Raw genomic sequence first — 25,045 nt, 5'->3', positions numbered from 1 at the left:
AGCTCAGGTTACTATTCATGCTATAAAAAAGGTGAGATTACACGGCTGGAAAAAACGGTTCATTTTTAGACTGTAGAGGAGGCATATGTATCCTTTCCGAAAACTTATGACTATTTTATATTCATTTTTATCTTCATACTAATATCTATAAAAAGAAATTAAGAGTCTGCCATCTGCCGTTACTGTTTTTATTATTTCGAGGCACCGGTTACTTATTTATACACTCCCCCGAATAACCTTTGTTATACCTCAAATAAGAGGGGGGGAATTATGGAATCAATTTATGATATACTGATAAAAGAACACAATATGGTCTCTGACCTCTTCCAGCAGGTCCTGCGCGACAACTCAAGAGAAACCCTGCTTAAAATAAAAGCAGCACTGGATCCTCATATGGCAGGGGAAGAGAAACTCTTTTATTCTGAGCTTGAGAAAAAAGAGGAATTAAGTGAGCTTGTCAGTCACGCCGTGGAAGAGCATGATGAAGCAAGGTCCATTATGTCCGAACTGGAAAGTATGAAAGAAGGGGACAAAAACTGGACCTCCAAAATCAAGGAACTGAAAGAAAGTATAGATCACCACGTAGAAGAAGAAGAAGGTGAGGTTTTCGAGAAAGCTCAAAAAGTAATTAGCCAGAAGAAGGCAGAAGAGATTGCTCAGCAGTACCTTGAATTTAAGAAGAGCTTTAAACAAGAAACACCAGCCAGTATGCATTAAAACTGAAAATGATAGAAAAAGAGACTCGGTATCCAGGATTGATTTCTACATAACCGGTTCTCTTTATTCTATTTCTGGTTTCCTTCATTTTGCTTTTTTCCTGGATCCGGTAATTTTTAATTTTTGTAAACTACATCTTACCAATAAGGTATTTACACGCTCTTTTAAATATATCCCGTCATATATTATATCTGGAGGGGAAATATGGAAACAATTTATGATCTCTTAATAGCAGAACATAACCAGATGACAGAACTTTTCCAGCAGGCATTGAATGATAGCTCAAAAGTGAGTTTTTTTAAAGTAAAGCTTAAAGCTGACCCTCATATGATGGGAGAAGAGCAACTCTTCTATCCGCGGCTTGAAGAGAAAGAGGAATTACGTGAGCTTATCAGTCATGCATATGCGGAGCATAATGAGGCAAAAGCCCTGATTTGTGAAATGGAGAACATGGATGAGGGAGATGAAGAATGGGCTGTTAAGCTCGGTGAACTTAAACGGAGTATAGATCACCATATAGAAGAAGAGGAAAGTAAGGTGTTTGATATAGCTCGAAAAACCCTGAGCCAGCAGGAAGCAGAAAAGATAGCAGAAGAATATGTTGAGTTCAAAAGGAGCTATATGAACAAAATAGAGGTCGGGGAGGAGACATCCGGCGTAATGAAATGTTGAATATAATCTGTGCCAGGGGTGTGATTTTCCGTTAATTTGCTTTTTTCCGTTAATTTGCTTTCTTTGTTTTTACTCTTTTTTCCATATTTTTAGAAAACTTTTTCAGCTTTCAGCTGATCGCCTGAGAAAAAATTTATTTTTTATAAACCTATTTTTATACACAAATTGTATGTAAAATCTTAATTAATTCTATGTTTTTTCTTAATTCGCCCTTAACCCTATATACTATACTTAGATGGTAAAATCATAGGTTATTTCTTTTCTCATCAGCTACTTTCAGGATACCTTTATATATCAATATCGTCTATATAGATTTTGTAATATTCATTACTCTCTCTAAGGGGGCCTATTTATTACCAAGGATAAAAGAAAAGTCCAGTTTACAGGAAATTCTACTTATATTGTGTCTCTCCCCATAAAATGGGTCCGGGATATAGGGCTTGAAGCCGGAGATACCCTTACTCTCACTCCCATGCCTAACAAAACACTGCTTGTTTCCTCAAGTGCAATTTCTAAAGATCATTCCGTCCTTAAGGCAACTATAGACTATCTTCATTCCGATAGTGCAGAAAACAACTTAAGGATCCTTATTTCACATTACCTTGTAGGTTACGATGTAATCAGGCTGACCACAAAAAAAGGTTTCAGTGCCTATGACCGCAAGTTTATAAAGGACTCCGTGCGCCAGAAACTCATAGGTCTCGAGCTTGTGGAAGAGTCCAGGAACGAACTTGTTTTCCAGTGCCTCCTGAACTACAATGACCTGCCTCTTAACCGTGTAATCAAAAACATGTACGGGCTCGTCCTTTCAATGCTTGAGGATTCCATGACCGCCCTTCGGGACCATAATGTGGAAATTGCCGAAGACGTAATCCAGAGAGACGACGATGTGGACCGCTTCTACTTATTAGCCGTCCGCCAACTCAAAGCCTCGATTGAGGATATAGAGCTCTCGGAAAAGATCGGAATCAGGCACCCGCGAGAATGTCTCGGGTACAGGCTTATTACCAAGAGCATTGAGCGTGTGGGAGACCATGCTGTAAGGATCGCCAGAAATGTCCTTAAAATGGAGTCCGGGATTAGCAGTGATGACCCTATTTTCAAGATGGCTGACCTCTCAAGGAAAGTGTTTGAGAGTTCCATAGATTCCATGCAGGAGGAGGACCTTCAGGCTATAAACAAAATAGTTGTTGAAGCCAAAAAAGTTTCCCAGTTTGGCGTTTCCCTCGAGTCCAGAGGCGACGAAGGTGAAGGCAGCATTGAGCTCAGCATGGTTCTTGAAAGCCTGCGCAGGGTAGCCGAATACAGTGCCGATATCGCAGAAGTAGCAATTAATATGAATATAAAACAGATCTGAGTAATCAGATCTAAAAACAGATCCGAACCAAAAGGTTCTGCTCTGTCCTTTTTTTGCTCTGTCTTTTTTATTTCTTTTTCTACCTTATATTTTCTTACTCTCTATTTTTCTCCTCTCTATTTTTCTCCTCTCTATTTTTCTCCTCTCTATTTTTCTCCTCTCTATTTTTCTCCTCTCTATTTTTCTCCTCTCTATTTTTCTCCTCTCTATTTTTCTCCTCTCTATTTTTCTCCTCTCTATTTTTCTCCTCTCTATTTTTCTCCTCTCTATTTTTCGGTCGTGTCCTCATATTATTGAACAGGAACTCTAAATGTTAATAGTTCCTTTAAACTCCATATGTGATCAGTTATTCCTTCTGCCATAGCTGGAGTCCTTTGAAACCATTTTCTGTTTCCAGAATCTATTTTTAGCCTTAGAGACTTATGAGGTTTTATAAAGTTATACCATGCCTGGAATAAATCAATAGCTTTCTGATGCATCCTTTTGGTTTTACTGAAATTCATTCCTTTTCTTATAAATCTTGCAAGAGATGTCCTTATCGTAAGGTTAATCCTTTCTGCATAAGAAGTTCCAATATAACTATCCGCATCAGCTCCAAGCATTTCGAATATCTCATCAGGATCTCCAAAGATGATACGTTGAACTGTTTCAACTACATAATTTTTTACCTTTTTCTTCAATACTTTGACATATTTTAAATCGTCAGGTGGAACCAGTTTAGGTAGCGGTTTTCTTCCGATACCTTTGTATTGTGGCAACTCGATTTTACCATAAACGTTTATAAGTGCTTCTTCAAAGGCATCCCAATCATCTGAGGTAAATACAGGAATAGGAGAAGATGTGGAACGCATCTTCTCAACTTCTTTAAATAACTCTATAGCATCCTCAGCACTACGTTTTCCTTCATGATGAGAAAGGAGCAATCTTGTGTCACTTTTGATTGCTGTAAGTGAATACACATCACCACACTCTTCAGAATCCTCGTCAGTCACATTTTTTTGCTTTTTTTTATATATGACCAGATCTCATCAACCTCTACTCTCGTAAGATTAAGATTTTTGAGGAAATAAGTTGTAACTTCTTCTGCATGGGTTCCTGCAATCTCAAGCCATCTACAAATAGTGTCTTTACTATGTCCAGTAGCTCTTGCAACTCCACGAATACTGCCTTTTTCAGGAAGCATAGCTATTGTCCTTAGAACTTCTTCATCTGGAGTGTTTAATTCGAAAAATATTGTACCTTTGGTTTCACTAAAACATTTTTTACAAGTTTTACATTTAAAAAGAGCATGGTTATTTTTACCATATCTTTCTTTAAGGACTATATTCCCTTGATTTTTAATTCCATAATCAGTGCAGTCTTTGTTCCAGCAAAAAAATTGTGAAAAATCGATTTCAGAAGTGATTAAGATGCCCCCAAATAATAATAGATTCAAGATTATATAAAACTAAGTCAATGATTTGAGGACACGACCTATTTTTCTCCTCTCTATTTTTCTCCTCTCTATTTTTCTCCTCTCTATTTTTCTCCTCTCTATTTTTTACTCCCTATTTTTACCTGATTTTCTTTCAAATACTTTTATTGCTTCGTCTCAAAAAGGGATTTAGCTCCCTCAAAGGGGCGATTAATGTTTGTTTGGAAGGAGCAACCGGATAATGTAAATCCCTATAATCACAACCAGTAAACTGAAGATGGCCTGCACGAGAGCCTGGTATTTTGGATTGAAAAGCGCAATTATTGCCTCCCGCATATTGAAGAAAAAAGAAAACAGTGCAATAAAGACAAAGGCCAGAAGGACGATCAGTATGGCTGAATTTACCAGTTTTTTAAACGAAGAGTCATTATTTTCCGTTCTATTGTCTTTTTCAGGCTTCTGGATTCCCACAGAACGGTTATCTGTGCCTTTTTCTTCATTGTGAGGGTTGAGTTCGTTTTCAGTCATATTACTCCTCTTTTTCATTCTTTTTGTTATCAGGTCCCCTGTTAATTATGATGCCTGCAGCCAGAAGGAAGGCTATAAACATGAACAGGCTCTCAAAACCCGGAGTTGAACCTTCGGAATCGGGAGTTTCTTCTGCTGGGAGTTCAATGGGTGTGCCTTCTTCAACAAGAGGGTAATTTTTGACAGCATTCCGCTCTATCTTATCCATTTTTACTGGCTCTGTTGTTTCGGAAGTGATAATTTCCCTGCCATTCTCTTCCACACTAACTGCGAATGTATATTCTGCCCTTCTGGGAAGCACGAAGCGCACATGTCCTCTGAGCTGGCCTGAACCTTTTACAATCCCGAGTTCGTCGCTTTCGGTGTATGAAGTGTATTCATCCTTTTTTGCAGTGACCAGCATGGTTAGAGGTCTGGAATCTCCACCCTGGTTATAAACTCCGGGGGAAATATCCACCACAGCCTTTGCGTCCCTGTCAGTGAACTGGGTAATTACAAGGTTCATATCTGTAAGCAGGATATCAGCCGGCTGATCAACAGAGGTATCTACCCTGATGGTGATGTGCTCACTTTCCGAATCAAGGATTTCCCCTTCCCTGAAAAGCTGGACTTCCACCTGATAATTCCCCGGGTTTACAGTCCCTAGAGGCACGGCATTATAAACAAGAGATCGGGCTTTAACGTAACCCATGTCCGCATCTTTTTCTGCTGCTATCAGATGGGTTTCCTCATCAATAATTTTGACTTTGACAGAGAGCATGGAACTGTCAGTGTCCTGGTCATTGCGGATATAAGGGGTAACTGTCAGTAAGGCATTCTCTTCCTGCGGAGTGGCCATTATATCTATATTCTGAAGAAAAACCTCATCATATTCCCTGAAAACATCTCTATGCTCTAAACTCCCAAAACAGCCGGAAGAGAGGATCATAATCAGCAAAATGCTGATTAAAAATCCGCCAGATAATAAAAGAGGGGATTTTCCGGGTTTTATTCGTTGCCTGAATCTCATGAGGACCAGATCCGGATTATAGTTTTACTTTAAGTACAAGGGTCTGGGAGTCAAGCAGGTAATCCCCTTTCATCAGATTTACGTACACATTGGTTTCCCCGTTGGGGGCATCTTTCTGGACAGGAAGTTCCACACCCCTTGTATAGGAAGTTCCACCTTTTGCCATCGCTTCGGTGATATTGACAGTCGAGCTGTTCCCTATCATCTTGTTTTCTATGTCTACTACCACATACATGGAATTTCCGGCTATGGTTGATTGCCCATGGTTCTTTACAGAAAACTTCACCGTTATATTCTCCCCTTTCTTTGTTTCCCAGGCAGAAACCGGTGGAGATTTGCGCAGATTGTCCATGCTTTCTGCAAAGCCGACAAATTGAAGTTTTGCATCAGGAAGGACAACCATCTGGACAGGAACAACTTTCGTCCTGATTATGGGCTGTTCTTTTTCATCAATACCAGAAGCGTAAGACACTGTTAGCATCGAAGTGTTCTTCTCAAAAGAGGGAGCCATAACCCTGAAACTTAAAGCAGCCTTGCTTTCCGCAGGAATGTTAATCTGTGGACTCGGACCCACAATAGTAAACGGATCAAAAGAACTTACAGACACCGAGTCAATTTTCTGGGTGCTGTTATTATTTAACACCTTTACGGAAACATCCTGTTCATTAAACTCTTTCATTACCAGGGGCTCGATGCTCACAACCAGTTCTTCCGGACTGACCGGTGAGTTTGCCTTTATTGTCGATGCACAACCAGATATAATAATTACTGAAATAAGTAGCAGCAAAGACAGCAGCTTCTTCATGTTTGTATCCTCCTCAAATCTTATATCCGGGTATTATCCTGTAACTATTGGGCAAATACAGGAAGAGTCTAACATTCCCTTGCCTAAAAATGAAATTCAAAATCTGAATATGCCCGGTAAATTGAAGATTTACGTAGCAGTCTTTTCTGTCTATAAAATAGACGTATGTAAATATAATCTTTACTATCTATAGTCAAAAAAGAATTATTCTGAATTTTCAAGCATATATTTTTACATAATTTTTATTTATAATATTAAACTATTCTTATTGTATGGAAAATTGAATTATTTAGCTTTGCACTTTGGCTTTTTCCGAGCAAATCCCTCTTTCATATTTTAGGGAAGACCTCTTTTCTTCGCCGGCTGTGACGATCAAGATAATGCAGTTATAACCACTCCTGCACGGGTGAGACAGGTCTGCACGAAAATATGTTTTGCTTTCACAATAGCTTCGGCCTGATGGAGGAGAGATTCTCCATCCCGGATAAAACGGTTTCAATTTCTTGCCTGATTATATCTGACAGCCAAGCTGGATGTCTTTCAATTAATTTTTTTTCACACAACTGCCTTTCGGAACTGATACGTTCCGATGATAAGCATGATTCCGGCTCCTGCTGCGAGCCCAAGGATTCCATAGACAGGGATGGATCCCTCGAAAAGTAACCTTGTACTGTCTATCGCATAGCTAACCGGATTGAGCCTTGCGACTGCCCTCAACCATTCTGGCATTACGTCATAGGGCATCAGTGCAGTACTCGTGAAAAACAGAGGCATGCTTATCATGCTGTTTACGGCTGCATAGCTGTCATGGTCACCAAGATGCAGCCCTATCATGGTTGAGAGGGCAGAGAAAAAAACCGAAAACAGGAACAGCGTAAGATATATCAGAACAATGTTTATCGGGTTCAGTCCCCTTACTCCCAGGAGTGTGGCTATAACGAGAATCACGGTAGCCTGCAGCAGCCCTCTTACGCTGATGAAGAGGATTTTTCCGTACAGCATGCTTTCTCGCGGGGAAGGCATTGCGAGGAATTTATTCAAAAAGCCCAGTATTTTATCAAAAATCATGAGAGACCCTCCCTGCAGGGAGGAAAAGAGGGTTGTCATAACGAGGATTCCCGGGGTGATAAATTCAAGGTAATTATCAGTGAATTTTGTGGGCAGGGCAAGCCCGACAAATACCAGCCAGGCTGCGGGCATTACAAGCGAAGAAACGACAGTTACTCTGCCCCTGAGCCATTTTACAAGATCTCTTTCAAAATAATAGAATACAGCTCTCATCATCTCCTCCTCAGAAGGTTCCTGAACTGGGCCGAGTTAAACCCTGCCTGTTCTTCAGGGGTTTTTACTTTTTCAAGGAAAACGTCATTGAGCGAGGCATTTTTTCCAATTGAATTCACAAGTTTTTCAGGTGAGCCGACAGCTGCTATCCTGCCTTTATCGATAATGGCAACACGGTTGCAGTATTTTTCTGCCTCTTCAAGGTAGTGTGTGGTCATGAAAATAGTCATTCCTTCGGCTTTAAGCATCCTGATATGTTCCCAGATCTTTTTTCTGCCGCTCACGTCCAGTCCGAGAGTGGGCTCGTCGAGGAAAAGCACTTCGGGCTCATGCACAAGCGCCTGGGAGAGTTCAAGGCGCCGCCTCATTCCTCCCGAGTACTTTGCTACAAGGTCGCCTGCCCGGTCCGAAAGCCCCATCATTTCAATCACCTCGTCTACCTTTGAATTCCTGTTCTGGATCCCATAGAGTTTTGCATAAAGCATCACATTTTCCCTGCCTGTGAGCTTTCTGTCCACTGCCATGTCCTGGGGGACGTAGCTTATCTTTGATCTCACTTTCTTTGAGTCCTTTACAATATCATAGCCACAGACTTTTGCAGTGCCGCTGCTCGGTCTCAGCAAGGTTGTGAGCATCATCACAGTTGTGCTTTTACCTGCCCCGTTTGGTCCAAGAAGCCCGAATATCTCGTTTTCCACATCAAGGTCGAGTTCATCAACAGCACGCAGGTTCCCGAAAGATCTGGATAATTTTCTTATTTCTATCACAGGTATCCCTTGGCGATTGCATAAACAGGTCTTAAACCTGAAGTGTAATAAATTCCACCTGTATACATGCTGTAAAGAAGCTTTATAATCACAATACTTATGGCAGCAAAAATACAGATAGCAACCACTGCCTTATCAAAGTCAGAAAATTCCAGTTTTTTGAGGTATGTCCTGTCCGAATTTGCCCGGAAAGCCCTGCTCTGGATGGATACCGCAAGTATTCCGGTCCTCCTCACACAGTTTGACAGGGTTGGTGTCAGTATATTAAGTGATGTCTTTATGATCCCTGACCCGAACCTTTTAGGATTGAAACCCCTGAGCCGCTGGACTGTTATTACGGTTGCTACTTCGGTAATAATTATTGGCAGGAACCTGACGGCCGTTACTACCATGAAAGCCACGCTGTAAGGGACCCTGAGCCCGACAAGTCCGTTTAACATATCTCTAGAATCCGTGGTCCAGCACATTAATAATCCCAGGGACAGGATTGAAGCTGACCTCAAGCCCTGAATTGCACCGTGCTGGAGCCCTTCCACATAAACGAACAGCCCCCCATTTGTCAGCCAGCCCAGAACCGGAAACCCAGGACTGATTATGGTGAAAATCACAGTTCTAGGAAGCTGGGAATAAAACAGTGCCTGAGAATAGATGGTCCCCCAGATCAAAAGTATGAGCAAAAAGGCGAGGGTTTTGAGCTTTATTGCAGGCATCTTTGCAAATGCGAACCCGGAAAGTACGACCAGGAACAGCAAAAACATGGTCTCGGGATTGTCCAGGCTTACTGCTATAAAAACTGTGGAGATCAGGACCAGGATCTTTGTCCTGGGGTCCATCCTGTGAATGATCGTGTCCTTTATTGCTGGTTCTGCAATTGATCTTGCGCTTATCATATTAACACTTCCGCTACCTGCTGTACTGGCACTCGGAGTTTTCGCGGGTTAAATATTCTTCATTTCAGAATTTCAATTTCAAAACTCTAATTTCAGAATTCTGCCAGTTCAGCATTTTATCCCTTCAGCAATTCGGATTTCGGGATTTCTGTGGATCAGACCATCCACAAGTTCTGTAATCGAAAAGGCGTCAATTCCGAGATAGCTGGCAATTTCAACAACTGGAGGCTGGGTAAGGGATGCTTTTCTCAGGATGTCGATATCCTTTATGACATCTCTTCCCCTTCCATCTGCTATAATCTGCCCTTCATTCATCACAAGAATTCTGGTGGCATAGAGCATCGCAATCTCAATATCATGGGTACAGAACACAAGCGTGGAACCTCTAGTTTTGAAATAGTCCATCATCTGCTCTATATTCACCCTGTCCTGCCCTGTCGTGGGTTCATCAAGGAGGACAAGAATGGGATCTATAGAAAGTATGGAGGCGACAGCTGTCCTCAATCTCTGTCCTCTGCTCAGGGACTGGGGGAGGTCCTTTCTGAGGTTCAGGATCGACATGGCTTCAAGGGAAATTTTCGCCCTTTCTTCTATGTTATCTAATTTTAACCTGGCAGGCCCGAACTTTGCCTCCTCTTCCGTCGAATCGCAGAAGAGCATAAGGTCAGGGTTCTGGAATACAAAGCCTATTCTGCCCGCAAAAGAATACGGATTTTTTGTTTTTGTATCCTCCCCGAAGATCTTTACATTTCCTTTATACGGCCTGAGCATGGCTGCAAGGTTCAGAAGCAGGGTTGATTTCCCCGAACCATTTGTGCCCATAACTGCAACCCTTTCACCTCTATGGATTTCCAGATTTATGCCTTTAAGAACCATCCGGCTTTTATCGTATCCAGACCAGAGGTCCCGGACTGAAACCAGAGGTTCGTTATTCTCTGCGGACCAGCCCGGAGAACTGGTTTTTTCTTTCCTGCCAGGGCTTGCTGGATAGTCCCCGATTTTTTCTTTAAAATTTCCGGTGTTCAATAATGGAAACGTTTCCTCTGCACTGAAGGGGCTTGCCTTTATCCCCAGAGTATGGCAGAGTTCAACAGGTTCGGGAACCCGAAGCCCAAGCCTGTGGAAGACCTCAAGATTTTCAAAAGCTTTTGAGGCGGGCTGGTCAAGGATAATTTTCCCGCTGTCCATTATGACGACCCTGTCCGCAAAAGGCGCAATTTCGTGAAGCCTGTGCTCAACCAGCAGAATGGTTATATTCTGCTTCCTGTTGAGTTCTCTTACCGTATTCAGGATCTCCTGTGTCCCTGCAGGATCCATCTGGCTTACGGGCTCGTCCATTGCAAGGATTTCAGGCATCATCGCAAGCATGCTGGCAATGCAGACCCTCTGTTTCTGCCCCCCGGAAAGAGAATTCGTGGAGTCCAGCCTGTGCCCTGACATCCCCACCATCTTGAGAGCGTCGTCTACTTTTTTATCAATCTCTTCCCTTTCCATGCATAGGTTTTCAGGCCCAAAGGCTACTTCATCTTCAACAGTTGTAGAAAATATCTGGTCGTCCGGGCTCTGGAATACAAGTCCTGCTTTTTTTGAAAGCTCCATCTGCCCTGAATCTACGGTCTCTATTCCGGAGATCTTTATGCTGCCTGAAAATATTCCTTCTGATTCATGGGGAATTATGCCGTTAAGTGTTTTCAGTAAAGTACTCTTTCCGCAGCCTGTAGGTCCTGTAAGGAGGACGAATTCCCCCTCTTTTATTTTCAGGTCGATTCCTTTTAAAGTCGGTTCCATTCTCCCCGGATAAGTGTACCACAGGTCCCTGATCTCTATTATTGTACTGCCCCTGTTCTGATTCACTTTATCATCCTCTCACTTCACAGCCCTATTCTGCGACTTTTATTTTCCCGCCTTATTCTGCTACCTTTTTCAGTCTGTTTCCAAGGCTTATCCCGAACCAGGCTCCTATGAAGGTGTAGAGGAACCCGTCGATCAGGATATTAGCCATTATGTACCAGTTGCTGTAAAACAGCCGATAAAGCACCATCCACACACTGAATGACGCATACCCGCTGACCATGTCCGCAATTCCACAGACAACTCCCATCCTTATCCTGTTTTCCGGGTCCGGGGTTTTGCCGGTTATGCCAGTAACATACATCATGGACTCCAGAATTACCGCACTCAGGGATAATGTTATAAAAGTAATCGGGGTGAAGCTTCCTGTTATAAAGCCCCCGAGAAGGAACCTGACCACCATGAAAAGGCTTATAACCCCTGGCTTTGGGATCAGGACAACAAGGGAGGCAATGAGCATGTAAAGAAGGACTTCATGAAAGAGCCCGGTAAAAAGAAAACTGAAAGGCCCGAATATGGCGTGCGACAGCTCCCACAGTATAGTCATTGGCAGGTTTATGGCTGCAAAAGAAACGGTGCCGAAAAGGGAAATCATCACGAGGTTGCGGGTTTTGAACCTGTCCATTATCTCCTTTGACCTTGAGAAAAAGAGGATAACTGCGGTCAGTCCGAGTAGTGCGGAGGCAAATGTAATCATTATAGGTCCCCATTTCCTTGATACTGCAGTTATTTTCTGGTCCTCTGTTACTGCAACCCAGTCGCTTCCTGTGATCTTTACTTTTACCCTCAACAGGTAGTTCCCTCCCATCGCATTATCGGATACGTAGAGTGGAAGGCTTACCAGCGAGCTCGAGCCTGGAGGAAGTGTTAACGCAGCATAGCAGAAGGTATCTGCATTCATTCCCAGAATTGTGGGCTTGAAGGTTTTTACAGGCTCGCCTGTCCTGATATCAAGGATATCATAGGTGATAACGACAGGGACTGTGTTTTCTCCTTTATTGGAAACCTCAACTCCCATAAAGGTTGAAGTGAGCTCCTTCCTGTCGATCCGGAGGTCCGTAACCTTAAGAAGCTTTTTGAGAGCTGGAGATGTTTCCCGGATTACCAGGGTATTGGAAGGATGGCTCGGATCACCATATCCGTCCTCATCTGAAGGGACGATCACTCCGGTTATTGTGATCTCGTCTGCAACTTCCTCTTTTGAAGCAACCCTGAGCCGGGTTCTGCGTACAATTGTATGCTCATTTCCATTAACATCAACAACTGCAGTTGCAGTTATATCATATGTCCCGGAATGCAAATCCTCCGGAATATAGATATCCACGAGCCTGTACCAGTCATCATATTCGGTCTGAAGCGAAAAAGAATGGACAGGCGTATCCTGGAGTACGAAACCCTCAGGTAAATCAAGCTCCAGTGTTACATTCATATCCCCGCTGTAATAGCTCTCAAAAAAGACGTATGCAGAGAGGTTACTGCCTCCGACTGCAAGCCCACTTCCATCCACGCCGTGCGGGACCTGAATCATAAATGAGGTCATCTCTTCTGGTTCAAAATCCTCCTGCGCCCGGGCTGTGGCTGGCTGTAAGACAAGCATCAGTACGAGAAGGATAAAAGCTATGTTTTTCATTCCGCAGCCCTTTATCTGAGGATTTTCCGGATTTCCTGCATTTTCCTGTCCCAGTCAGGGACATCTTCAAAACTCACGATATCAACAGACCCACCCTGAAATTCTCCATCCCCTGCCAGCTCCTCCATCCAGCTCTCGATTTCGAGGTAGGAGTTTTTCAGCTCTTCAAGAAGTTCGGGGTCCGGGTCCCAGAGCCCTCTTGACTGCGCTTCAAGGAGGCGGCGTGCCATTTCCTCAAGGGCATATGGGTTATTTTCTTCAAAGAACCTGCGCATTTCTTCATCAAGCACGAATGTCTTTGTGATATCATCAAAGATCCAGTCGTCCACTTCCTGCGTGGAAGCTTCCCAGCCGTAGACTCTTCCAACTCTTTTAGAAATGTCCTGTGCACCTTTATACCCGTGCTGTTTCATGCCTTCGATCCATTTCGGGTTTAAGAGCCTGGTCCTTACTACCCTGCGAAGTTCATCTGCCATATCCCTGACTTCAACATGCTGTGGTTCTCTCGTATCCCCAAAATAGACTCTTACATCCCTGCCCGAAGCCTGCTTTGCAGCAGCCGTGAGCCCTCCGTGGACTCCAAAATAACAGCAGCAGCCAAGGAGATCGTACTCGTCACTGACCACTTTGTTGAAGGTAGCATCAACGGTTTTAAGGCTTGAAGCAAGCTGTGCATGAGCCTCCTCTCCCTTAACATCTTTTCCATATGCATAACCGTTCCAGTAAAGGAAGATGTCTGCCAGGTCTTTTTCATCCTTCCAGGCACTTGCATAGACTGCAAGCTGTACCCCTGCCGAATAGGTGCCGGGTTTGCTTGAAAAGATCCGTAATGTGGATTCTCTCGCATCAGCTCCTTCTTCAATCATCCTGAGGCTGTGTTTTTTTGGATAATTCATTTCTTCAGGTTCATCAAGGGAAGCTACAGCCTGAATTGCCTCATCTATTACCTCCAGGCAGTTAGGGAAGTTGTCCCTCAGAATTCCTGAAACCCTTACGGTTACATCAACTCTGGGCCTGCCCAACTCTTTGAGGGGGATAATGGAGAATCCCTTCAGCTGCCCGTTGCTGAGCCAGACCGGTTCGACCCCAAGCAGGCTCATTATCTGTGCCATTCCCTCTCCGTCAGCCCACATGATATCGTTTGCCATCCAGTAAAAGCCCACATTTTCTGGATAACGTTTCTCGTCTCTGAGGTGTTTATCGATCAGGACCCCTGAAAGCTGCTGCCCAACTCTCCATGCAGCTTTTGTCGGCACTCTTCTGGGGTCAAGAGAATAGAAGTTCCTTCCTGTCGGCAGCACGTCATCTCTTCCGCGCATGATGAGCCCTGAAGGACCGGCAGGGATGTATTTTCCTTCAAAGCCGTGCAAAAGAGCCTCAATTTCCAGAGATTTTTCTATCCTTGACTCAAGATCAAGGACCCTTTCACAGATTGCAGCAGTTTTCTGAAAGATGACAGGATTTTGAGAAACTTCAGGATTCTGAAAGATGACAGGATTTTGAGAAACTTCAGGATTCTGAGAAATGGTGGGATTTATTCCCTTCTCTACAAAGTTCTGACCTGTAAATATCTCTCTGATTATCGAGGACGGTTTTTTTTCCGGGCTATTTATGAATGTCCTGATGAGGTCTTTTGAAAGAGAATCAATCTCTTCAAGCCTCTGACCATTTGACTTCCCATTTTCCGATATCCGGCTCTGGTCAGTGATCAGTTCGTCAAGGTCAAGCCCCAGGATTTCTGCGATAAGCCTACGGATAGAAACCCTGTTTCCCATGCTTTCCTTGTCATCATACCTTAAAATCGAATTTATGAATTCTACTTTTTTCTCGCCTTCGGGAATCCGCCCGAAAATATGCATCCCGTGGTGGATCTGGCTGTTTCTTATCCGACCAAGGGCTTCATGCGCTTTTCTTGTAACTTCTTCAAAAGGAGTCTCGTGGTCGGCTCTTATCTCGGAGTCAAGGTTCGATTTTTTAATCTCATCAAGGATCAGGTGCTTTAAAGCATGTTCTCTGCCTCTGTCGTGTTTTACCTGTTCGTATTCCCCTAGCAGCCTGTCAAGCTCTGCAAGGCTTTCATAAAGCCCTCCTGAGGTCATAACAGTCTGCATATGGTCAACAAGGCAGGCGAGGCTCCGGCGTTTGGCGATTGTGCCTTCGGGGGGGTTGTCGGAGTTGTATATATAAAGATGGGGGATTGTCCCGATTCCGATGTCCGGATAACAGTCTTCGGAAAGCCCGACTCCTTTTCCGGGAAGGAATTCAAGATTCCCATGGGTTCCGACATGTACGAGCACATCAGCCCCAAAAGTGTTTTCAAGGTACCTGTAGGTTGCCAGATACTGGTGAGTCGGAGGGACTTCAGGGTCGTGCAGGATCTTACAGACCTTCCCATCACACCTTGAACCTGCACATCCCCGTTTTGGCTGTACGCAGACCACAGCGTTTCCATACCGTACACCGGTTACCACAATTTTATTCTCGTAGACCATTGCAGCAGGGATGCCGTTGACCTCTTCTCCAGGAGGGTTTCCCCAGCTTTCAATTACCTTTTGCCTGACACTCGGGCTCAGGGTATTGAAAAATTTCTCGTACTCTTCCTTCTCCACAAAAGCGAGGGCTCCGCCATTCTTTACTATTTCGTTAATGGGAGTCCACCTGAACTCTGAAATTGCTTTTTTGCTCAGGATTGTGTCTATAAGCTCTTTGCCATCCCGGGGAGGGTCAACAGAGTAACCTGCTTCCTGCATTCTGTGAAGGATTCTTGACACACTTTCAAGGGAATCAAGGTTGGCAGCATCTCCGATCGAAGCTTCAACTCCCGTACAGGGCCTGTTGTGGAGGATAAACGCGATTTTTATCCGGTCAACTGGCTTTTTCCTGAGTTCTATCCATTTTAATATCCTGGATGTCAGCTTTGAGCAGCGGTCCTGGATAGGGAAGCGCCCCATATAATTTTCTTCAGCTTTGCCTGCGCCTATTATGATGGGCTCAATCCCGCCCTCATACTCAGGAAGAGCAACACTCCACCCAATCTCAGTACTCAAGCCCTGCGACTCCCGCCATTGTTCTATGGTCATATAATGTGAAATTACAGGCTGGAAAACCGGGACATCGAGTTTTTTGAGCAGCTCTACGCCCTGTGCTGCACATGAGGCTTCCCTTTCTTTTGCCTTGCTGCTGGCAATAAAAAATGGAGAAAGCTTCACAAGGCAGTCTATGATGGGGCTGCCTCCTTCCATGAAATAGTCCTCTATGACTTCTTCCATACTCCTGCTTCCAAGTTCCTCATCTTTCAGAGAGTATGCAAAAACAGGAATGACGGATAAACCCAGTTTTTCAAAATCCCTGATAAGGGCTTTCTCAATTTCAAGCTCATTATTTACCCAGGAAGTCCTTGAGATGAGAATCCCTACGGTTTTATCCTTCAGGGGCCCGTACCAGTTCAGGTAATCCCGGATATTTGAGAACATTTCCCCCGCATCCGGGTGATAGAGCCCGTCCCAGGGTATCTTTTTCGGAGGTTTTGCTTCGGTTTCAGCTCCGAAAACCTCTTTTAAGAGGTACCTGAGCATGTTGCTGAAGTTTTCTTCCCCTCCGTAAATCATATACGAAAAACATGTGGCTGCGATTTCGAGTTTTACTGATGAAAGGGTGAAACTTGAGGGGTTACTTCCAACACAGATTAAGGGTCTATCTGCTTTCAGCGGTTCAAGTCTTTTATAAAAATCCTCCCAGAAGGGATTGGCTATGTGGTAAAGAAAGATAGCATCAGCATGCTCGCACGCAATGAGCACGTTTTCGGCTTCTTCAGGGTTTTCTTCAAGGATTTTTGAATAATAAGCCTCAAGCTCTATTCCAAGTTCTTCTGCCGCCCTTAAAAGGGTGGGAATGTATGAATTCCACGTTACTGACACGATTTTCATACTTCCCCCTCAGGTCAGGATATGCACTTTATATTCTCCGAGAACCGTGCCGTCGTCAAGCCTTGAAGGGGCTTCCAGGGCTGCAATATACCTGCCGTCGGGTGAGATATCAGCAGAGACCGTTATTCCTTCGGTATTGTAGGTCTGGATGAGCCTTGAACTTGCGCCTCCGCTTTTTGATGCGTCAAAGACATACACTCCGTGTACACTTCTGTCTTCGGTTACCAGGTTCTGGGCAAGAGGAATCACAAGGTAGCGGTCATTTACTGCACATTCTCCCGCATACCCGTCAACTCTCCATTTCCAGAGCAGGTTTCCATCATAATCATATGCAAAAAGGCTGTTTCCGCTCGGGTGTTCAAAGGGTGCATCTTTGTTTTTGTCTTTGGAGAAGGTGCTACCTATTGAAAATATAAGGGTGTCATTGACTATGTAAGCATAGTTAGCACTGCCGTAGATAGGGACTCCACTCACGACTATAGGGGTTGAAATGTTCTGCTGCCATGCAATTTCCGGGGTCCCGGTCTCTATGATCCGGGAATTATTGAATAAAAAAGCCCTGCCGTCGCTTGTCATTGTTATCAGCTTTTCCCCGTCAGGAGTGATCTGCGTGCTGTACCAGATTGCGGAATAGTCAAAAAACGGCTCAACCGGTTGGATCTTGTAGCTCCAGTGTTCCTGTCCTGTGTTTCCGTTCAGGGCATGGACAGTGCCTTCTCTCCACTTTTCTGTTTCTGTAAAACATGTGGTGCCAAAAACAGCGTATTTCCCATCAGGAGTGGCATCAATCCATGTAACTCCAGAGTCCATGTATTCTGATTCCGGGAATTTCCAGCGCAGGTTGCCCTCAGGGTCAAAGGAATAGACTCTTGCTAGGTATTTGTATTTCTCACCGATATAACCGCATGCCCTGCTTGCAGCGACGTAAATATTCCCTTCCGAGTCAAGTTTTATCTTTTTCATGGCAGGCATGTACTTGAGGTCCGAACCCAGTTCCTTACCTGCTCCATATTTCCAGATTTCAGCTCCTTCAAGGTCAAAACAATAGAGGAAAGCATCAGGGCTTTCTTCTCCCACAAAAAGGCGTTTGCCGTCTTCTGAAAACTCTATGTCTGCTATTCTTGCGTCCGCTATCCCTTTAACGAGCTGTTTTTCCCACACCTTTTCACCTGTTGCTACCTTTATGAGTTTAAGAGAGCCTCCATTTGTCCCTATGGCTAGATATTCGCTGTCAGGAGAAAATTTTAACGCACCTTCCACGTTTGTTGAGGTTTTTTCGATATCTCCCGGAGTTACATCTTCAAGCTCTATTGTATACTCCTTTTTCAGGGAGGGTTTTGAAGGGGCATATGCTTCTATAGTGCCGGATGCCCCTGAACCTGTAATCACTTCAAACCTGTACCGGGCTTCAGGGTCCCAGTTAAAGGAAACAAAAACATTGTCTTTGTTTTTTCCGATCTCCTGAGAAGCTATCTCTTCGCTTTCAGAGTAAACCCCGATTTCCGAAATTTCTGCCTCATCTTTCAGAGTAAGTAGAGCCCCAGCCCTTGAGAAAACCACTGAGTCTATGTGGACTCCTTCTTCGGAATTGCCTGTTTTCTCAGTATCCTGAGTATCTGACTCCGGCTCCTGAAAAGCTGCGCTGGCTCCAGGCCCCTGGCTTTTTTCAGCACATCCCGAAGCCAGTAAAATCACAATAAGCAGGACTACCAAATATTTCCATCTCATTCTCTCACCTGACAATTATTAACCTGTGTTTTCCGGTTACATCCCCGTTTTTGAGTTTTAGAGGAAGTTCAACCGCAGCTACGGTACAGTCTGAAGAAATTGCAGCATCTGCAACAACCCCTTCGGTCCTGAAAGTCCAGAGCAGTTTTGAGTTCCCATTTCCGGATTTCCGGGAATCGAATACATGGATTCCATGGACCTGAGTATTGCCTGATGAGGTATCTTTTCCGACTGGCAGGGCAAAGAACCTCTCATCGGGAGAGTAAATAATTCCTGCACAGCGTCCTCCGAGGCTGTATGTCCAGGAAGTCTCTCCTGTTTCGGCATCGCATGATACGAGTGAGTTTTCAAGTGGGTATGCCATAGGGACGTTTCCGGGATAATATGCAGGAAGTGTGGCACCTGTAAGGTAGAGTATTTCATCTTCAGATGCGATTTTCGCGTTTTCGCCATAGGCGTAGATGACGCTGCCTTCAAGCTCTTCCGGGGCTGTCACATTGGACTGATATTTTTCGGAGTGCCATTCGGATTTTCCGTCTCCAGGTTTTTTCATCTCGGAGTCGTAAAACAGGTATTTTCTTCCGTCCCCTGTAAAAGCAGTTATTATGGAACCGTCATCCGAAACATCAAGCCCGTGCCAGACTGCTGCAGAGACAAAATAAGGTCTAAGAGGCGGGATTTCGTATTTCCAGCGTAAACTCCCTCTTTCATCCACAGAGTAAATTACCGCACCTATTTCAAGGGAATTTGTCCAGTCTCCCGTTGAAAAAACAACATTTTTTCCGTCCAGGCTTGAATCTATCCAGTTTACACTTCCGGGGTAATTTTCTGCTGCCGGAAGTTTCCAGGACAGATTGCCATCAGGACTGAACCTGTAAACCCTTGAAGCCAGCTCATATCCGGAATCTTTCCAGTATCTCCCTGCTGCAATATACACGGCATCATCAGAAGTCTTTATTTTGTATATGCAGGGCTGGTTTCTGTAGTTCTCGTCTGTCCCCAGGTCATCTGCAGTCCTGTAACGGTGTATCTCTTCACCAGTGCTGGCATCAAAGGAATATATGCAGCCGTCAGCGCTTCTCTCTCCAGCAATGAGGTACTTTCCGTCTATTGAAAAAGAAAGGTCTGAAATATTTCCTTTAAGAGTCTTTTTCCAGAGAACATTTTTACCTGCCACATCAAGAACAGTGAGGTCTTTTCCTGTCCCTGCAGCTAGATATTTTCCGTCTGTGGTAAACCTTACACAGTCCTGAGTGTTCCCCCGTCCTTCACTTATGTTTTCCGGAATTATGTCCCCAAGCTCATACTCCCAGTAAAGATAAGGCGAAGATTTTTCATAAGATGCCGTATCTATCTGATTCAGTACATTGCGTGAGTTTTCCCCTGCATTTCCTTCGCCTTCATCCGGAGATGTGCTGTCAGAAGACACATTACCTGAAGACATTATATCGGAAGATATGCATCCTGAAACTGTCAATAAGATAAATGCAAATAATAGTATCAATGCTATACTGCTTTTTTTCATTTTCAGATCCCTCTGGTTTTCAGGCTATCTGGTTTTCAGGTTATTTTGACTGATTACGCTTTTCCGTGGATTTTCAGGTCTGAAATCTTCAACAGGTTCGTGTGATCTGTGCTGTTGTCTACAAACCCTGCACTCATTTTCACAATCTTTATATTTTCAGCAGGACCGCAATAACCGGTATAATCCGCAATGATATCTCTTTCAACCAGACCCATGGGGATTCCGGAGATTACGACAGAAGGAGAAAAACGCCTCCTGTTTTCCTCATCCCGGTAAAATTCGCCTTCAGACTGTGGGTTCCTGCTCCCTGCTGCAACATAATAAATAGATTTGTGGTCACTGAATGAGATCTTTAACCAGAGGCTGAAGTTATCCGTATCCTGCCCTTCCCAGTTCCATGAGATTTTTCCGGGAGACAGGCTTATATTTTTATTCCATACCCCTTCCCCGGTCCGTGCAGGGTTTTGAGTATCCAGATAAAGTGTGCTGTCTTCGCACCCGAGGAAGCCTCCTTCGATCCCGGATCTGTCCTCAAAATTTTCCTCATAAATTATCTTCTCATCAGTTGCTGTTTGAAAGTACAGTATCATCAGGACTGCAAAGAGGAGGAATATTAATCCCGGAATGGCTTTTTTTCCTGAAGGCATAAAAAATAGTCATTGTTAGTAGGTAATAAATATTTCTAAATAATCTTAAATTCTGCAAATATATTCATACTTTTTTTAATATTTTGATTACGAATTGGGAATAATTTTAAAAATTATATTTGCAAAAAAATGGATCTCAGGTTATAATTGTGATCAAATTTCACTGACTCTTTATTTTGAATTTTTCTATTTTTCAGGATCTAATGACTTTATTATTTCATTTGCGTCTTATAAGTAAATGGGCATTTTTTCAAAAATATACTGAATTTGAATCTATTTTTTCTTTCACGTTTTTTTGATTTCATAAAATAAAAAAGAAAAGATTATTTAGTAATACTATTCATGCTATTCTTATGGATATTATTGATGATAATCGTATTATTTTACCATTTAAGTATTCAATTTTTTTTCTAATAGTGGTTTTATTTATTACCATTCCTTCAGAGGGTGCTATTGAACAGCGGGGCCAGCTTATAAGCATCGCAGCGGGAGACCATCACATTCTCAATGCGGAAAATTGCCCGGGGTTTTATTATTCAACAACTTCAGGAACATATTATGAAACTCTGGAGCTTACTTTTGCCGAAGACGGGTTTATTGACACCGAAGACGCAATCTATACTTCCAAAATCACTTCCGGTTCAACTGCTTTTTTTGGGAAGAAATATAAGGTTCTTGAGGACGGGCTGCTCAGTGAGAGCCTCATCAGTTCCGGAAGCCGTGATCTTCAAAGGGGAAACGATTTTGATCTCGGGCACGGATGTAAACTGGTTCTTCAGGGCATAAACGGGAATTATGCCCTTCTCGAGCTCCAGAAAAATTCCGAGCAGGTTACCACAAAAACCGTGGAAGAGGGTTCCAAATTTAATTTCACGACAGAGGTCGACGGCAAAGAGTATGTTATCCTTGAAGGGACCCTGGAAAAGGTTCTTGACAGCAGGGACCCGATAGTGCGCCTTAAAAGCGTAAACCATTATTCGGATACTCCTCGCAGGATTGAAAAAGGGGATGAATACGGAAAGTTCGAAGTCAGCTCAGTTACAAATAAGAGTATCGAATTGAAAAACAAAGCACCTATCAGGATGCAGCCCGGGGACCACATAACCGTCCTTGACAACCTGATTGATTTGAGAGTTGCTGATACTGTTTACAGGGCATGTTCTTACAACATGACCCAGGACACTATAAAATCGTATAAAATCAGGGGCACATCCTTAACTGTAAACCGGTCCGATTCCTATCCTGACTCCTGCAACTGGACAGCAGATTCTTTTGGCATGCTATTCTATGACCCGGAATACGACCTCAGTACGGAAAGCCTCAGCATAACGCTTGACGCCGGAAACGACTGGGTCCCCGAAGGAGGCCTTGTTTATGAATCCCTGCCTGTTAAGGTAACTTATGAAAACCCGGAAATGATGGATTACGGGACAGACTGGTTTAATCAGGGATACTCAGTGCTTGGCTGGAACGGTGAAGAATACGCATATCTCGGAACTGATAGAGGTATTGTAAATATCCTTCTGGAAGAAGATGAGAAAATCCTCTACCCGAATGAAGAATACGACCTAAAAGAAGGGTATACCCTGAAAGTTACAGATCTGGCATCGGATAAAGCCTGCCTCACTCTTTCCAGGAACAAACTCCCGGTTTATTCAAGCATAATCTCTCCCGGTAAATCCGCTGACCTGGGAACTCACACTTTCCTCTACAAAAAGGAATTAAATGGTGTGGAGGTGCCCCTTTTTTCAGTATATGTTGACAGTGTAATACAGGGAGATGAACTCTCTGCTGTTAACCTGAAACACCTCCTGCACTTCTCTGACAGCCCGCTTGAGCTGAATTACGGAAAGGAGTACGGAGAGCTTACTATTGTTGAAACATATCCGAAACTCAGGCTCGAAAATAAGCATGTGGTCTGGTCCGGTTCGGATATCAATGTAACGGAGGATATCTGGATTGGAAGGTTTGAAAAGAAGACCGCGGGGAATCTCTTTGTTACCTTTTACCCTTACATGAATAAGGTGGAAAATGTAAGGTCCATCCTTCCGTCCGTTTCAAGCTGGTCCATACCAGCTATGAGTATTGAAGAATACCTTATAGGAGTCTGAAAATAAACCGGGGCAAAAATATGAAGAACCATAATATTGCTGTCTATCCCTTTACCGCCATAGTCGGGCAGGAGAAAATGAAAAAAGCCCTTGTCCTGAATCTCATTAACCCTAAACTTGGCGGAGTCCTTGTCAGAGGGGAAAAAGGCACTGCCAAATCAACGGCAGTACGGGCCCTTGCAAACCTCCTGCCTGAAATCGAAGTCGTTGAGGGCTGTAAATTCAAATGCAATCCTCAATATCAAAAAGAGCTGTGTGAGGAATGCCTTGGAAAACTAAATGCAGGAAACCTGAGAGTTTCCCGGATAAAAATGAAGGTAGTGGACCTCCCCGTAAGCGCCACCGAGGACAGAGTTGTCGGAACCCTTGATATTGAACATGCTATTAAAAAAGGAGAAAAACGTTTTGAGCCGGGTGTGCTTGCAATGGCTCACAGGGGCATCCTGTACGTGGACGAGATCAACCTCCTGGATGACCACATTGTAGATGTACTTCTTGACTCTGCGGCAATGGGGGTAAATACTGTTGAGCGCGAAGGGATTTCTTACTCCCATCCTGCAAACTTTGTGCTCGTGGGCACCATGAACCCTGAGGAAGGGGAACTGCGTCCTCAGCTTCTTGACCGTTTCGGCTTATGTGTGGATGTAAAAGGCATCAGTGATGTTTCCAGAAGGGTTGAGCTTATAAAATTCAGGCTCAGTTACGAGGCAGACCCTGAGGGCTTTGCAGCAAACTGGCAGGCTGCCGAAACCGAGCTTTGCGGACAGATCCTCACCGCGAAGCAGCTTCTTTCCGAAGTTCGGATTTCGGACGATATGCTTGAGCTGATCAGCCAGATCTGCGTTGATATGGGTGTTGACGGGCACAGGGCAGACATAACAATGATGAAAACCTCAATCACTCTTTCAGCTTTTAACGGGAGGGCTGACGTTCTTGAAGAAGACGTAAAAGAAGCTGCAGAACTTGTGCTTTCTCACCGCATGCGCAGAAAACCTTTTGATTCTCATTCCGACAAACAGGATAAGCTGGATGAAAGCATTGAAAAACACAGGGAAAAACAGAAAGAGAAGAATAAAGAGAAAGAGCAAAATAGAGATCAAAATAATCAGGAACAGCAGAAGCAGGACCGTAAAGAAAACCCTGAAAAAACTCACGAACACCCGGAAGGGCAGCAGCCGGAAAACGCACAGAGCAATGCCGAAGGGCAGCCTGATGCCTCTTCAGAAACTATTTTTGCTACAGGGGAAAACTATCAGATAAAACAGCTTGCTCCTGAATTTATCAGGGCTGACCGGAAAGGGTCGGGCAGGCGAAGTAAAACCTTTACCAGTTCCAGACAGGGCAGGTATATAAAGAGTGCAATTCCTCATGAAAAAACCACAGACCTTGCCTTCGATGCTACTCTCAGGGCAGCTGCTCCTTATCAGCTCACAAGGGAAAAGAACGGAAATTCCATAATAATTCATGATCCTGACTTAAGAAAAAAAATTCGTGAGAAAAAGATTGGCAACCTTGTCCTTTTTGTGGTGGATGCCAGCGGTTCCATGGGAGCCAGGCAGAGAATGGTTGCTTCCAAAGGTGCGGTCCTTTCCATGCTGATGGATGCTTACCAGAAACGGGACAGAGTAGGGCTTATCGCATTTAAAGGAGATAGCGCAGAACTGTTGCTGCCTCCGACTTCCAGTATAGAACTGGCTCAAAAATATCTTCAGGAGATGCCCACGGGAGGGAAGACTCCGATTTCCAGGGGGCTTGTAAAGGGGTATGAGATTATAAAAAGCGAACTCAGGCGTGACCCTGACACCTGCCCTTTTATGGTCCTTATCTCTGACGGCAGGGCAAATGTAAGCATGAACGGCGAACCTCCTCTCCATGAAATAATCACAATAGCATCCAGGTTAAAGGAGGAAGGCATCCAGTCTGCTGTAATTGATACGGAAAACAGTATGATTAAATTTGGGTTTGCACAGCAGATCTCCACAGCTCTTGGAGCTACCTATCTCACTCTTGAAAATTTAAAAGCGGATTCTATAGTTAATGCTGTTAGAGCTTCAGCCCCGTTTGAAATCATGATGCATCCCGGCGTTTCTTCAGTTTGAGTTTATTAAGATTCTTGTATTTTTTCGGGTATGGAGAGCTTTTTCAGGGTGAGACTTCATTTCTCAAAAATACAACAAAAGCTATATG

The 25,045-nt window shown here is 43.9% G+C and carries 20 protein-coding genes; 5 read left to right on the top strand and 15 right to left on the bottom strand.

Annotated features, from left to right (window positions below; translation table 11 throughout):
* Window positions 1-270: 270 nt before the first annotated feature.
* The 3 genes from MSMAS_RS14355 (at window position 271) to MSMAS_RS14345 (ending at window position 2,746) form a co-directional block, all read left to right on the top strand.
* The gene (locus MSMAS_RS14355; protein ID WP_015412241.1) at window positions 271-717 is read left to right on the top strand and encodes a hemerythrin domain-containing protein; all 447 of its coding nucleotides are present in this window, start codon (window positions 271-273) and stop codon (window positions 715-717) included.
* Between the two features lie 204 nt (window positions 718-921).
* Complete coding sequence (locus tag MSMAS_RS14350) at window positions 922-1,389, top strand: hemerythrin domain-containing protein (protein ID WP_015412242.1); 468 nt, start codon at window positions 922-924, stop codon at window positions 1,387-1,389.
* Window positions 1,390-1,741: 352 nt separating this feature from the next.
* Window positions 1,742-2,746 (top strand): phosphate signaling complex PhoU family protein, encoded by a 1,005-nt coding sequence (locus MSMAS_RS14345; protein WP_080927527.1) that lies wholly within the window; start codon window positions 1,742-1,744, stop codon window positions 2,744-2,746.
* 94 nt (window positions 2,747-2,840) lie between these two features.
* Here the strand turns inward: MSMAS_RS14345 and MSMAS_RS14340 are convergent, their stop codons facing one another.
* From MSMAS_RS14340 to MSMAS_RS14265, 15 genes are all read right to left on the bottom strand, one after another.
* Window positions 2,841-3,035, bottom strand: a complete 195-nt coding sequence (locus MSMAS_RS14340) for a hypothetical protein (RefSeq protein WP_048046731.1) — start codon at window positions 3,033-3,035, stop codon at window positions 2,841-2,843.
* Between the two features lies 1 nt (window position 3,036).
* Window positions 3,037-3,738 (bottom strand): IS1 family transposase, encoded by a 702-nt coding sequence (locus tag MSMAS_RS19015; protein WP_155395171.1) that lies wholly within the window; start codon window positions 3,736-3,738, stop codon window positions 3,037-3,039.
* Window positions 3,735-4,181, bottom strand: a complete 447-nt coding sequence (locus MSMAS_RS19590) for a hypothetical protein (RefSeq protein ID WP_011033920.1) — start codon at window positions 4,179-4,181, stop codon at window positions 3,735-3,737. Before MSMAS_RS19590 ends, MSMAS_RS19015 begins: the two co-directional genes overlap by 4 nt.
* A 189-nt stretch (window positions 4,182-4,370) precedes the next feature.
* Window positions 4,371-4,688 carry a hypothetical protein gene (locus MSMAS_RS14325; protein ID WP_054868591.1) on the bottom strand — a complete coding sequence of 106 codons (318 nt, stop codon included), beginning with the start codon at window positions 4,686-4,688 and terminating at the stop codon, window positions 4,371-4,373.
* Window position 4,689: 1 nt separating this feature from the next.
* Entirely contained in the window at window positions 4,690-5,616 is a 927-nt protein-coding gene (locus tag MSMAS_RS14320; RefSeq protein ID WP_011033922.1) for a DUF7490 domain-containing protein, read from the bottom strand.
* A 97-nt stretch (window positions 5,617-5,713) separates the two neighbouring features.
* Complete coding sequence (locus tag MSMAS_RS14315; protein WP_011033923.1) at window positions 5,714-6,502, bottom strand: hypothetical protein; 789 nt, start codon at window positions 6,500-6,502, stop codon at window positions 5,714-5,716.
* 555 nt (window positions 6,503-7,057) lie between these two features.
* Window positions 7,058-7,786 carry an ABC transporter permease gene (locus MSMAS_RS14305; protein WP_011033925.1) on the bottom strand — a complete coding sequence of 243 codons (729 nt, stop codon included), beginning with the start codon at window positions 7,784-7,786 and terminating at the stop codon, window positions 7,058-7,060.
* Entirely contained in the window at window positions 7,783-8,550 is a 768-nt protein-coding gene (locus MSMAS_RS14300; RefSeq protein WP_011033926.1) for an ABC transporter ATP-binding protein, read from the bottom strand. Before MSMAS_RS14300 ends, MSMAS_RS14305 begins: the two co-directional genes overlap by 4 nt.
* Entirely contained in the window at window positions 8,547-9,440 is an 894-nt protein-coding gene (locus MSMAS_RS14295; protein WP_011033927.1) for an energy-coupling factor transporter transmembrane component T family protein, read from the bottom strand. The genes MSMAS_RS14300 and MSMAS_RS14295 overlap by 4 nt, the downstream gene beginning before the upstream one ends.
* Before the next feature lie 108 nt (window positions 9,441-9,548).
* Entirely contained in the window at window positions 9,549-11,294 is a 1,746-nt protein-coding gene (locus MSMAS_RS14290; protein ID WP_048046728.1) for an ABC transporter ATP-binding protein, read from the bottom strand.
* Window positions 11,295-11,346: 52 nt separating this feature from the next.
* Window positions 11,347-12,921 (bottom strand): hypothetical protein, encoded by a 1,575-nt coding sequence (locus MSMAS_RS14285; RefSeq protein ID WP_048046726.1) that lies wholly within the window; start codon window positions 12,919-12,921, stop codon window positions 11,347-11,349.
* Between the two features lie 11 nt (window positions 12,922-12,932).
* A complete protein-coding gene (gene cobN / locus MSMAS_RS14280; protein ID WP_048046724.1) occupies window positions 12,933-16,847 on the bottom strand; it encodes a cobaltochelatase subunit CobN in 3,915 nt (1,304 codons plus the stop codon).
* 9 nt (window positions 16,848-16,856) lie between these two features.
* Window positions 16,857-18,575 carry a WD40 repeat domain-containing protein gene (locus MSMAS_RS14275; RefSeq protein WP_048046722.1) on the bottom strand — a complete coding sequence of 573 codons (1,719 nt, stop codon included), beginning with the start codon at window positions 18,573-18,575 and terminating at the stop codon, window positions 16,857-16,859.
* A 4-nt stretch (window positions 18,576-18,579) separates the two neighbouring features.
* Complete coding sequence (locus tag MSMAS_RS14270) at window positions 18,580-20,100, bottom strand: WD40 repeat domain-containing protein (protein WP_048046720.1); 1,521 nt, start codon at window positions 20,098-20,100, stop codon at window positions 18,580-18,582.
* Window positions 20,101-20,153: 53 nt separating this feature from the next.
* A complete protein-coding gene (locus MSMAS_RS14265) occupies window positions 20,154-20,747 on the bottom strand; it encodes a hypothetical protein (RefSeq protein ID WP_011033933.1) in 594 nt (197 codons plus the stop codon).
* A 353-nt stretch (window positions 20,748-21,100) separates the two neighbouring features.
* Here MSMAS_RS14265 and MSMAS_RS14260 point away from each other — a divergent pair, with 353 nt between their 5' ends.
* Complete coding sequence (locus MSMAS_RS14260; RefSeq protein WP_048046718.1) at window positions 21,101-22,858, top strand: S-layer protein domain-containing protein; 1,758 nt, start codon at window positions 21,101-21,103, stop codon at window positions 22,856-22,858.
* 20 nt (window positions 22,859-22,878) lie between these two features.
* Window positions 22,879-24,957, top strand: coding sequence for a putative cobaltochelatase (locus tag MSMAS_RS14255; protein WP_048046713.1), 2,079 nt, complete (start codon window positions 22,879-22,881; stop codon window positions 24,955-24,957).
* Window positions 24,958-25,045: the final 88 nt, after the last annotated feature.

The organism is Methanosarcina mazei S-6, assembly GCF_000970205.1.
Classification (GTDB): domain Archaea; phylum Halobacteriota; class Methanosarcinia; order Methanosarcinales; family Methanosarcinaceae; genus Methanosarcina; species Methanosarcina mazei.
The sequence above is the reverse complement of the archived record's forward strand: the minus strand, read 5'-3'. Positions and strand labels throughout refer to the sequence as shown.